Source organism: Sphingomonas sp. DMC8 (assembly GCF_056314185.1).
Genome location: NZ_JBQUYV010000005.1, coordinates 97,486 through 109,398 on the forward strand (window position 1 = coordinate 97,486; position 11,913 = coordinate 109,398).

An 11,913-nucleotide genomic window follows, 5' to 3' on the forward strand; every position below is an offset into this window, starting at 1 on the left:
GATGTGGACCTACCATCCCGAACTGCTGGCGACGCCGGTGCCGCGCTACACCAGCTATCCCACGGCGGCGGAGTTCGGCGACGCGATCGGCCATGACGACATGGCCGAGGCGCTGGATGCGGTGGATGAAGATGCGCCGCTGTCGCTCTATCTCCACATCCCCTTCTGCCATGAGATCTGCTGGTATTGCGGCTGCAACACCGGCGCAGCGAACAAGGTAACGCGTCTCAACGCCTATCTCGACCGGCTGCACGAGGAGATCGAACTGGTCGCGCGGCGGTTGGGCGGGCGCGGACGGGTGGGGCGGATTGCGTTTGGTGGCGGCAGCCCCAACGCGATCACCCCCGAAGCGTTTGATGGACTGGCCGCGCATTGCCGCACTGCCTTCGGGGCGGCAGCGCCAGTATTGTCGGTCGAAGTCGATCCGCGCGGGTTCGATGGCGCCTGGGCCGACGCGCTGGGGCGTGCGGGCGTTTCGCGCGTGAGCCTGGGTGTCCAGACCTTCGATCCCGCGACCCAGACGGCGATCGGCCGGGTGCAGCCGCGCGAGAGCATCGCCGAGACGGTGGCGTTGTTGCGTGGCGCCGGGGTGGAATCAATCAATTTCGACCTGATGTATGGCCTTCCGGGTCAGACGACCGAAAGCCTGCTGGCGTCGCTGGACGAAAGCATGGCGATGGGAGCCGATCGCCTTGCGGTGTTCGGCTATGCGCATGTGCCGCACCTGATCCCCCGCCAGCGCCGGATCGACGCCAGCGCCTTGCCCGATGCCGCCGCACGCTTCGCCCAAGCGTCGCTGGCGCATTCTACGCTGATTGCGGCGGGCTATGCGCCGGTGGGCTTCGACCATTTCGCGCGGCCCGGTGACGCGATTGCCATTGCCACCCGCGAGGGCAGGCTGCGGCGCAATTTTCAGGGCTTCACCGAAGATCCGGCCGATATTCTGATCGGGCTCGGTGCGACGGCGATCAGCGCCTTTCCCGACCGGCTCATCCAGAACGAGAAGAATAGCGGCCGCTGGCATCTGGCGGTGGGGGCGGGGCGCTTCTCCGCTGCGCGCGGCCTGCACCGCAGCGCCGAGGATCAGCGCCGCGCTGCTGCAATCGAGGCATTGCTCTGCCAGGGGCGCGCCGATCTGTCGGCGATTTTGGGCCGGCCCGCGATCATCGCGCGGCTTGCGCGGTTCGAGTCACTGGGGTTGATCCGCTGGGAGGGCACCGCGCTGGTTCTGGGCGAGGGCGCGCTGCCTTATGCACGGGTGATTGCCAGTGCGCTTGATGCCTATCGCGGTCCGGAAGCAGCGCGGTTCAGCAATGCGGTTTGACGCCGCCCTTGCCGCCGCTGCGGTGCTGATGCTCGCGGCCGCCCCGGTGCTGGCTGTGCCGGTGGAGCCTGGGCTGCGGCTCGGCTATTGCGGCATAGGCGGCGCTTCGGGCGAGATTCCGATCCCCGGCAAGCCCCGGCATCCGCGCGACGAGAAATGCGCGCTTGCCTGCCACGCGGCCGCGCTACGCAAAAAATATCGCAGCGAAAAGCGCTGCCGCTGAGAGGAAAACGCCTCTCTTTCCCCGGATTTTTCCCGGTATAGCCAAGGTTCAGTGAGACACTGTAGAGAGGCCGTCGTTGTTACGCGGCCGGGCATGATTCCGGCTGCTTGGGGATTCCTGCATGTCGCGTCCGGTTTTTTTCGATCCAACAGGTAGTCGCAAGCGCTGGACGTTCCGCGCCGTTATCGCGCTGATCATCGTGGTGTTGCTGACGGCCGTAGTGTTCGCCGCGACGATTTTGAGCGTTACGCCGGCACAGGATCTGGCGGTCCGCTGGGAAAATGCGCGGCCGGCCGCGATCCGCTCGCTCAATGCCCGGGGCCAGCAGCGTACGGCCCGCTGGCTGCCTGCGGCATCGAACCGGACGCCGGGTGCGCCGCTGACTGTGGGCTTCTATGTGCCCGACGATCCCGCCAGCGCGGATTCGCTCAGGCGCAACATTCGCGATCTCGACTGGGTGGTACCCGCGTTGGTGACGGTGACTGGGCCGGACCACAAGATGCAGATCGTCGATGATCCCAAGTTCAGCAGCATCATGGCCAATGCGCGCCGGCCTTCGCGCGTGCTGCCGATGGTGCAGAACGTGACCGATGCGGCGTGGGACACGGCCGGCACCGTAAAGCTGCTGGCCAGCCCGGCAGCACGCAAGAAGCTGGCAAGCGACCTTGCCGCTATGGTGAAGGCGAAGAATCAGGCCGGCGTCGTACTCGACTTCGAGAGCCTGCCCGCCAGCGCCTTGTCGGGCTATATCCAGCTACTCGGCCAGATCAACGCGGCGCTTCCCAAGGACAAGGTGGTGGCAGTGACGGTCCCGGCGGGCGATCCGGACTGGAATCTGAAGCGTTTCGCAGCCGCCGCCGATCGCGTGATCCTGATGGATTATGACGAGCATTGGGGCGGTGGCACCGCCGGCCCGATCGCCTCGCAGCCGTGGTTCGTCGAGCAATTGCGCAACGCCGTGCGTGAAGTCGGCACCAGCAAGCTGATCGTCGCGCTGGCCAGCTATGGCTATGACTGGCACGGCAAGGACGTCGACCCGCTGAGCATCGAAGAAGCATGGCAGGCAGCACGGGATAGCGACGCGACCGTGACCTTCGACAAGGTCAGCGGCAACAGCGCCTTCGCCTATGACGAAGACGGCGAGCATCACGAAGTGTGGATGGTCGATGCGGCCGCGACCTGGAACCAGTTGCAGGCCGTGCGCGCCATGGGCGTGGGCAGCGTCGCTGTCTGGCGGCTGGGTCGTGAAGATGCTGGCATCTGGCCGGCGCTGATCAGTTTCCGAAACGGCGGCGTTCCCGACCTTACGCGCATGGTGCCCGCCAGCGAGCCCGAAGTGGACGGCAATGGCGAAATCCTGCGCGTTGTCGCCACGCCTGCCGTTGGCCGCCGCGAACCGGTGTTCGACAAGGCCCAGATGATCCGCGACGTCACCTATCCGGTGTTGCCCACGCCCTATCGTGTGGTGCGGACGGGCGCCTCCAAGAATCTGGTGGCGCTGACGTTCGACGACGGACCCGACCCGAACTTTACGCCGCAGATCCTCGATATTCTGAAGCGGAATCAGGTTCCCGCGACCTTCTTCATCATCGGCGAAAATGCACTGCAGCATCCGCTGCTGCTGCGGCGGATGGTGGCGGAGGGGCATGAGCTGGGCAACCACACCTATACCCACCCCAATCTGGCGCTGGTTTCCGACCAGAGCACCCGGATCGAGCTCAATGCCACGCAGCGGCTGGTACAGGCTTATACCGGGCGCGGCATGCGGCTGTTCCGTGCGCCCTATTTCGGAGACGCCGAGCCGACCACCGCGGACGAACTTGATCCGGCGCTGGCTGCACAGAAGCTGGGCTATACCGTGGTCGGCCTGCACGCCGACCCGGACGACTGGAAGCGGCCCGGTACGCAGGAAATCATCGATAGCGCCGTCAATCAGGTTCTGAGCGCCACGCCCGACCGATCGGCGAACATCGTCCTTCTCCATGATGGCGGCGGTGACCGTAGCCAGACTGTCGCGGCTTTGCCGGTGATCATCCAGAAGCTGCGGGCGGCGGGCTATCGCTTCGTACCCGTGTCGCAGCTCGCCGGCCTTTCCTATGACGCGGTGATGCCGCAGATTCAGGGCGAGGATCTACTGGCGGTGCGGGCGGATATTGCCATCTTCATCGTGCTTGCCGCGCTCGCTTCGGGCCTGCGCTGGATGTTCTTCATTGCCATCACACTGGGGATCGCCCGGGCGCTGATCCTGGCAGCACTGGCGCTCCGCCAGCGGCTGCGCGAGCGTGGCACCCCGCCCGCTTTTGTGCCCAGCGTCTCCGTCATCATCCCGGCCTATAACGAGGAGCGGGTGATCGAGGCCTCGGTGCGCCGCGTGCTCGCCAGCGACTATCCCTCGATTGAGCTGATCGTCGCCGATGACGGATCGAAGGACCGGACCAGCGAGATCATCGCGGCGGCGTTTGGTGACGATCCCCGCGTGACGCTGCTCACGCTGGAGAATGGCGGCAAGGCCTCGGCGTTGAACCGGGCGCTGCAACAGGCCAAAGGCGAAGTGATCATCGCGCTCGACGCCGACACCCAGTTCGAGCCCGAGACGATCGGCCGCCTTGCGCGCTGGTTCGCGGATCCGAAGCTGGGCGCAGTCGCCGGCAGTGCGCAGGTGGGTAACCGCGTCAATCTGGTCACGCGCTGGCAGGCGGTCGAATATATCACCGCACAGAATTTGGAGCGGCGCGCGCTTGCCGGTTTCAATGCGATCACGGTTGTGCCCGGCGCGGTCGGTGCTTGGCGCCGCGTGGCGCTCGACGCGGTGGGCGGCTATCCCGAAGATACGCTGGCCGAGGATCAGGACCTGACCATCGCGATCCAGCGTGCGGGCTGGCGGGTAAGCTATGACCCCGACGCCGTGGCCTGGACCGAGGCGCCGGAGAGCTTCAAGGCGCTGGCAAAGCAGCGCTATCGCTGGGCATTCGGCACGCTGCAGTGCCTGTGGAAGCATCGCGGGCTGTATCGTGAGCGTACCGCCCTCGGCCTCGCCCTGATCGGCCTCCCCCAGGCATGGGTGTTCCAGATCCTGTTCGCCGCCATATCGCCGCTGATCGACCTGGCGCTGGTGACGGCGATCATCGCAACCGGCGTGCGCATCTGGCAGCATGGCTGGGAACAGACCCAGGGCGATGTCGGCACCATGGGCATCTATTGGCTGGCGTTCACCTCGATCGACGTGGGCTGCGGCTGGGTGGCGTACCGGCTCAACAGCCGGCGATTGCGTTACCCGGCGATCCTGCTGGTGATGCAGCGCTTCGTCTATCGTCAGCTGATGTACTGGGTGGTGCTGCGGGCCATCAGTTCGGCACTGGGCGGCTGGTGGGTCGGCTGGGGCAAACTGGAGCGGACCGGCCGGGTCGGGGCGGGTGCGGGGACGCAGGCGGGCTGAGTCGGTCTGTTTAGCGATCGCTTGCAGACAGTCGACATCGCAAGTGCTGACCCCGCTGTTCTCGGCTTTGCTTGCGGCCGCCTGCGCAACAAGACGCATTTTTCGGATGCGACTTGCAACAAACTTGATATATGTTTCTAAAATTCCTTTCCTTTCCGCGCGATAGCGGCTTGCATGCAGAGGCAGACGGGCATAGCCATTGCCGGGTGAAGAACGAACTGATCGAAGTAATCGACCGCGCTTCGCTATTCCTGAAGGCGCTGTCGGGACGTAGCCGGCTTTTGCTGCTGTGCCACCTGCTGGACGGCGAAAAGTCGGTAGGAGAACTCGCGCGGCTTACCGGCGCACGGGATACAGCAGTGTCGCAGCAGCTCGCACTGTTGCGGCGCGAGGGCATGGTATCCGCACGTCGCGCCGGGCAGATGATTTTCTATTCGCTGGCGAGTGCGGATGCCCGGCAGATGCTGGAGTCGCTGCACGGCCTGTTCTATCCACGCGAGCCCGATGCGCCCTTTGTGGCTGCCAAAGGGGAATCGGAAACCGTCTGAATCGTTCGGCCCCGGCGATGCGAACTAGCGCCGCGCACGATCGATAACGCTGCGGGCGGCGGGGACCAGCAGATCGGTTGCGCGGTTCGAGCGCATCCGGTGCCAGCCGAACAGGTCGCCGATGGGACGCTTTGCCTGTTCGCGCGCCACTTCCTCGGTCGCGTCGGAGGCATCGCCCTGTCGTGCCGCCACGCGGGCCAGGCGATCGCGCTCGGGCGCTTCCAGCCAGATCCCGGTAAAAGGCACGCGCGCCTGCGCCGCGAGCGCCTCCGCCACCTCGCGCTCGCTGCGATTGAGAAACACTGCTTCCAGGATGACGGCGTTGCCGCAGCGCAGATGGTCGTCCGCCGATTCGAACAGCGCTTCGTAGGTCTCGGCATCGTTGCGGCGCGTATAATGCGACGCGGGCAGGCGAGTTTCTGGCGGCAGGCCCGCCAGCCGCTTGCGGAACACATCCGATCGCAGCACGCGCGCGCCGGGGCGTTGCCCGATATGGCCGCCGAGCAGCCGGGCGAGCGTGGACTTGCCTGCGCCGGACAAACCGCCGATCACGACGAGTTGCGGCGGGGCGGGGGCGAGCATCGCGTCGATGGCCGCCGCATCCTCCAGATGGAGCGACAGGAACAGCGGGAGCAACGACCAGCCCGTCGCCCCTTGGGGAGAAATGTCGAGATAGCGATTGGCGACGATATTCGCGTCGCCCGGTCCGGATTCGCTGAGCGTCGCCGCCAGATGGCGGGCGAGCGCGTACAATATATCTTCCTCGCGCCCGTCGATCCGGCGAACGCGGCCGGCGCGGGCGCGGCGTTCAATGTCGGCGGCGTGGATGGTGACGGCTTTATGCTGGGCCGGGGTCCGTGCCGCCTGGAGCAGCGCCTGGCGAAAGGCAGCGGAACTGGCGACCCGGTCCGCAGCGGCATGGCTGCGGCTAAGCGCATCGGCCTGTTCGTGCAAAGACCGGGGATCGGGCGCAACCTGCAAGGGAGCGCTCCTGAAAAGTCCTGTCCATCTTGCGGCCGCTGCCGCCATAGGTCTGCTCCCTGGAACGCAGACCGTTCATCCGGCCTCGCGCGCACTCTTTTTTATAGGCGTCAAACCTGAACGGGAGCGTACCGATCAGGCCCTTTTGCGTTGTTGTCGCGATAAGGCGCGCGGCAACAGCTTTGAACGACGGCTTTGCGACGAAAGGCGAGCGCTACGCATCCGGCACATTGCCTGTCGCCCGCAACCGGCATTGCGCCTGCCCGCAGAGGCTAGGTCCGAAAATGGGGGCGGGACCGGGCGATTTCCAGAGGTCGAACGGATGATAATCCACCGCGTGGTACAGCGATGGTAGCGGTATCATCTCTGTCCTGCTAGAAATGCTGCAAGGCGGCGGCGACCGCGATGGAGAGCAGGTGCATGAAGCGATTCGGACTCACGATGCTGTTGGTGCTGGCGGTGCAGTTGCTGCCGAATCGGCTGCACGCCGAAACGGGCTATGATCTCTGGCTCCGCTATGCCCCGCTCGATCCATCGGCGCGCGCCTCGCTGGTCCGGCAAGTGCGCTATGTCGTGCTCGAGGGCGACAGCCCCACCTTCCGGGCGGCGGAGGCGGAACTGACCCGCGGCCTGGGCGGCATGCTGGGCGCCGCCCCCGAGCGGCACCGCGCCGTGGACGGCGACGGCGCCATCGTCGTGGCGACGAAGGGGGCTCCGCTGCTGCGCGGCATGAACCTCCCGCTCGCGCCACTGGGCCGCGAAGGCTTTCTGCTCCGGTCGGTCACCATGAACGGGCACCGCGTGACGCTGGTTGCGGCGAACAGCGACGTGGGGGCGCTCTATGGCGTCTTCCGTCTGCTGAAGCTGGTGCAGACCCGGCAGCCGATCGCCGCACTCGACCTGGCCGATGCGCCGCGGCTGCAACTGCGGGTGCTCGACCATTGGGACAATCTCGATCGCACGGTCGAGCGCGGTTATGCGGGCCAGTCGCTGTGGGACTGGCAGAAGCTGCCCGGCTATCTCGACCCGCGCTACACTGATTATGCCCGCGCCAATGCGTCGATCGGCATCAACGGCATGGTGCCGAACAATGTGAACGCCAGCGCCGACAGCCTGACCCCGCTGTATCTGGCCAAGGCGCGGGCGCTGGCGGGGGTGTTCCGGCCCTATGGCATTCGCCTGTACCTGACCGCGCGCTTTTCGGCGCCCATCGAAATCGGCGGGCTGAAGAGCGCCGATCCGCTCGACCCGGCCGTCCGCGCCTGGTGGAAGGCGAAGGTCGACGAAATCTACGCGCTGATTCCCGATTTCGGCGGGTTTCTGGTGAAAGCCAATTCGGAAGGCCAGCCCGGCCCGTCCGACTACAAGCGCAGCCATGCCGATGGCGCCAACATGCTGGCCGATGCGCTGGCGCCGCATGGCGGCGTGGTGATGTGGCGGGCCTTTGTCTATTCGGCGACCAACGACGCCGACCGCCACAAACAGGCCTATGACGAGTTCGTGCCGCTCGACGGCAAGTTCCGCGACAATGTGCTGCTCCAGGTCAAGAACGGCGCCATCGACTTTCAGCCGCGCGAGCCTTTCCATCCGCTGTTCGGCGCGATGCCGAAGACGCCGCTGATGATGGAAGTGCAGATCACCAAGGAGTATCTCGGCTTCGCCACGCACCTCGCCTATCTGGGGACGATGTGGGAAGAGGTGCTGCGGAGCGACACTTTCCGCCCGGCACAAGGCAGCACGGTCGCCCGCACGCTGGAAACGCCCGTCGCGCCGGGCGCGCCGACCGGCATGGCGGGGGTTGCCAATATCGGCAGCGACTTCAACTGGAGCGGATCGCAGTTCGACCAGGCGAACTGGTACGCCTTTGGCCGGCTGGCGTGGAACCCGGAGGACAGCGCCGCCGACATTGCCCGCGACTGGGCGCATCTCACCTGGAGCAACGATCCGGCCGTGGCGGACCCGATCGTCGCGATGATGCTCGAATCGCGCGAAGCGGTGGTGAATTATATGACGCCGCTGGGGCTGGGCCATCTGATGTCCACCGACCATCATTACGGCCCGGGGCCGTGGGTATCGAACCTGACCCGGCCCGAATGGAACCCGGTCTATTATCACCGCGCCGATGCGCAGGGGATCGGCTTTGACCGCACGCCAAGCGGCAGCAACGCGCTCGGCCAATATGCGCCGGAACTGGCGAAGCGCTGGGGCGACCTGAAGACGGTGCCGGACAGCCTGTTGCTGTGGTTCCACCATGTCCCCTGGGACTATCGCATGCGCTCCGGCGCAACGCTGTGGGACAGCCTGATCGCGCACTATGACACCGGCATCGCCACGGTGGAGGACATGCAGCACCGCTGGGCCGGGCTGGAGGGCAAGGTGGACGCGCGGCGCTGGGCCGAGGTCCGCGATTTCCTGGCGATCCAGCGCGAGGAGGCGCAGTGGTGGCGCGATGCCTCGATCGCCTATTGGCAGTCGATCGCGAAGCGCCCGCTACCGGCCGGCCACGCCGCACCGCCGCAGCCGCTCAGCTATTACGAGGCGATCCGGAGACCGCACGCACCGGGGAGCAAGGATTGAGCGAAACGGGGGCGGCGCCGTGAAGGGGCCGCCGACCGAAGTTTAGGAAGTTTAGGCTCGCGCGTGTTTCGGCGCGGGCTCGCGGCGGGGCCGGTGCGGGGGTGCTAAGTTTAGGAAGTTTAGGGCCAGTTGCATGGACGGCGACCCGTCCCCAGCGTCATGCCAGCGCACGCTGGCATCTCTGGCAGTAGCGCTGTGCCGTTGCCGCCCAGCCTCGCGGAGACCCCAGCTTTCGCTGGGGTGACGGCTGGTGGAGAGGACTGCAGCACGCGACGGGACGGTGCGGGGGTGCGAAGTTTAGGAAGTTTAGGCTCGCGCGCGTTTCGGCGCTGGCTCGCGACGGGCTGGTGCCGGGAGGCGAAGTTTAGAAAGTTTAGGCCCAGTCGCATGGATGGCGACCCATCTTCAGCGTCATGCCAGCGCACGCTGGCATCTCTTGCAGTAGTGCTGTGCCGGTGTCGCCCAGCCTACCGGGGACCCCAGCTTTCGCTGGGGTGACGGCCGATGGAGAGGACCGCGACACGCGGATGTGAAGTTTAGGAAGTTTAGGCTCGTGCAGCTTCGGTGCGTGTTGCCCGCCGAAACACGGATCGCGGCCGCGAAGCGTGTCGCTCCGCGCGCAGGAGGGGGGAGCAAACGAGATCAAAGAGCGGCCGGCTGACACCAGCATTTGTGGAACATATGGGGATCGTCGCTGCGGGTGCAAGACGGCGGCTGCTACGTTTGATGGTGCGGGTGGCGATCGCTGCGTATGCCTTGGGTTGGGACAGAGCCGCCATTCCCGTATCGCCAGCGAAGCGGCGGTTTTCGGCCCAAAACCAGATATTTGAAAAGGTCGCAAGCGACGGCAAGGAACCAAAAGGGCTGTGGCGGAATGCATCTGCCCGCACATCAACGAATGTGGCCTGACGCAGTTCGCTCTTTATCAGCGAGGCACAAAAGTAGTGACGTGGTTCGACTGGAAGGGTTTCCCGTCCGGTGGCGTCACCTGTGCCCGCACGTCTTCACTCAGACGCGTCGTTGATGGCAAAGGCCAGCTATGTAAATGATTGTTGCGGGCCGAGAGGGTGAGGAAAGGATGTCCAAAAGCGAACGACTGAAAGCCCTATTGGGGGCAGGGTATTTTCCGGAGGAACTGCCACCTGCATTCACGACTGCCGATTTTGCGAAGTATCGCCGAGCCATCGGCGATGCGTGGGCTAGGTTAGAAAATTATCCCAAGTATCCAAGGACAAATGCAGAGCGATTTAGCATCCCCAAGATCACGGATTGGCGACGGGAATTGGCGATTGTTAATCCGGTCGCGCAGTACCACGTGGCAAAGCTCATTGCGGACGGCTGGCAGCAAATCAGCAAGCATCTCACGTCTTGTAGCTTCGGTGTCGAGGATGTGATCATAAAATCGGGCGAGAGCCGAGCTGTGCCCACGCCAGATTTCCGGCTTGTAGCTCTTCGGCACTCAGAAATTTCGGCGTTGCACAACCACGCCCTCGTAGCAGATATCTCTCGCTTCTACGGAACACTCTACACCCATGCCATCGCTTGGGGATTGCACACTAAGGCTTGGGCTAAATTGCATGTAAATACTCCCGCTCTTAAGAATTCTCTAGGCGGGCGCCTTGATGAGGCAGTACGAAAAGGGCAAGATAATCAGTCAATAGGTATTCCTATCGGGCCAGATACCTCCCGTATTATCGCCGAAATCATAGCAGTTGCCATTGATGCCAGAGTGCAGGCGGAACTTAAATTTTCAGCGGACAGCATCGTGCGAAATGTCGATGATTGGTACATCGGTTTCGACAATGCTGGGCAGGCAGAAGAAGCAGTAGCCGTGCTGGCAACGGCCGCTCGCGACTACGAGTTGGAGATTCATCCAGAGAAAACGAAAGTGGTGCATGCACCAACTGAGGTGCAGCCGGTTTGGCCTACCGCGCTACGCCAAACCGCCATTTCTGGAGATTTTTCTGAGCAATCGAAGGATATTGATCATTATTTTGCTCAAGCATTTCGTTATTCAGCTGAAAACAAAGGTTCCAATGTCCTGCGATTTGCTGTCAATCTATTAAGAAGCTCGGACATCCTGAAGGTCAACTGGCCGCAGTTTGAAACGTACCTATTGAAGGCCGCGCGAGCGAACGCGACCACTATACCAATGGTGGTACACCTTCTGGCCTCTTACAACGCCAAAGCCTTCCCAGTTAACAAAGCGCGTGTCGCAAAGTTCATTAAGGATACCATCGCAAAGTGCGGGCCTTCGGCTGCCCACTATGAAATCGTGTGGACCTTGTTCCTCGCCAAGATTCTAAGGATCAAGCTTCCAGCGGACTGGGTGCAACCTGTAACGAAGCTGGAGAGCTCAGCTTGTGCCTTAGTCCTGCTTGACCTGCGCCAAACGGGCCTCATTGAAGGAGCGATCGACGTGTCGCTGTGGACTCAAGCGATGACCGTAAAAGGCCTCGAGTCCAATCTGTGGCTCGTGGCCTACGAAGCCGACTTGAAAGGCTGGCTTACGCCTCCCACTGCTGGCTTTGTTCAGAACCATCCCTACTTCGCCGAACTCCGACGGCGGAACGTATCATTTTACGATAAGGAGCGGCGTCTTAACAATGTTCGGCGCAGCAAGCCTAAGAAACCGTCTGATGCGTTCGTGCGACACATGGCTGCACTTCGCAGCTGGAAAATGGAAGAGATAGACGATCAGGAATTGCTGGAGGCGTGGGAACTGCCCACCAACGATTACCGGACCTATTAGATGACAACTGGGATCACAGCCAATCGGTTTGGCTGATTCGAGACAGCCTATGATGGCGCCGTATAGCTGATG

The 11,913-nt window shown here is 63.7% G+C and carries 7 protein-coding genes; 6 read left to right on the forward strand and 1 reads right to left on the reverse strand.

Translation table 11 applies throughout. The features are described from left to right. The first annotated feature begins 1 nt into the window (after position 1). From hemN to ACT53K_RS11690, 4 genes are all read left to right on the forward strand, one after another. On the forward strand, positions 2 to 1,324 hold the full coding sequence (gene hemN / locus ACT53K_RS11675; RefSeq protein WP_476229049.1) for an oxygen-independent coproporphyrinogen III oxidase: 1,323 nt from the start codon (positions 2 to 4) through the stop codon (positions 1,322 to 1,324). Beyond that, positions 1,314 to 1,547 (forward strand): hypothetical protein, encoded by a 234-nt coding sequence (locus ACT53K_RS11680; protein ID WP_476228825.1) that lies wholly within the window; start codon positions 1,314 to 1,316, stop codon positions 1,545 to 1,547. The genes hemN and ACT53K_RS11680 overlap by 11 nt, the downstream gene beginning before the upstream one ends. Before the next feature lie 121 nt (positions 1,548 to 1,668). Further along, positions 1,669 to 4,983: a trifunctional glycoside hydrolase family 18/polysaccharide deacetylase/glycosyltransferase family 2 protein gene (locus tag ACT53K_RS11685; protein ID WP_476228826.1), complete on the forward strand. Its 3,315-nt coding sequence runs from the start codon at positions 1,669 to 1,671 to the stop codon at positions 4,981 to 4,983. Positions 4,984 to 5,189: 206 nt separating this feature from the next. Next, positions 5,190 to 5,531, forward strand: a complete 342-nt coding sequence (locus tag ACT53K_RS11690) for a helix-turn-helix domain-containing protein (RefSeq protein WP_476228827.1) — start codon at positions 5,190 to 5,192, stop codon at positions 5,529 to 5,531. 24 nt (positions 5,532 to 5,555) lie between these two features. Here ACT53K_RS11690 and ACT53K_RS11695 read toward each other — a convergent pair whose 3' ends face one another. Continuing rightward, the gene (locus tag ACT53K_RS11695; protein ID WP_476228828.1) at positions 5,556 to 6,512 is read right to left on the reverse strand and encodes a P-loop nucleotide/nucleoside kinase family protein; all 957 of its coding nucleotides are present in this window, start codon (positions 6,510 to 6,512) and stop codon (positions 5,556 to 5,558) included. A gap of 420 nt (positions 6,513 to 6,932) precedes the next feature. Here ACT53K_RS11695 and ACT53K_RS11700 point away from each other — a divergent pair, with 420 nt between their 5' ends. Next, complete coding sequence (locus tag ACT53K_RS11700; protein ID WP_476228829.1) at positions 6,933 to 9,089, forward strand: alpha-glucuronidase family glycosyl hydrolase; 2,157 nt, start codon at positions 6,933 to 6,935, stop codon at positions 9,087 to 9,089. 1,078 nt (positions 9,090 to 10,167) lie between these two features. Beyond that, complete coding sequence (locus ACT53K_RS11705; protein WP_476228830.1) at positions 10,168 to 11,841, forward strand: RNA-directed DNA polymerase; 1,674 nt, start codon at positions 10,168 to 10,170, stop codon at positions 11,839 to 11,841. Positions 11,842 to 11,913 lie beyond the last annotated feature (72 nt).

Bases quoted from the DNA above. Each gene is read 5' to 3' on its own strand.
- ACT53K_RS11685 (WP_476228826.1), top strand. From the start codon at position 1,669: ATGTCGCGTCCGGTTTTTTTCGATCCAACAGGTAGTCGCAAGCGCTGG.
- ACT53K_RS11700 (WP_476228829.1), top strand. From the start codon at position 6,933: ATGAAGCGATTCGGACTCACGATGCTGTTGGTGCTGGCGGTGCAGTTG.
- ACT53K_RS11705 (WP_476228830.1), top strand. From the start codon at position 10,168: ATGTCCAAAAGCGAACGACTGAAAGCCCTATTGGGGGCAGGGTATTTT.
- ACT53K_RS11680 (WP_476228825.1), top strand. From the start codon at position 1,314: ATGCGGTTTGACGCCGCCCTTGCCGCCGCTGCGGTGCTGATGCTCGCG.
- hemN (WP_476229049.1), top strand. From the start codon at position 2: ATGTGGACCTACCATCCCGAACTGCTGGCGACGCCGGTGCCGCGCTAC.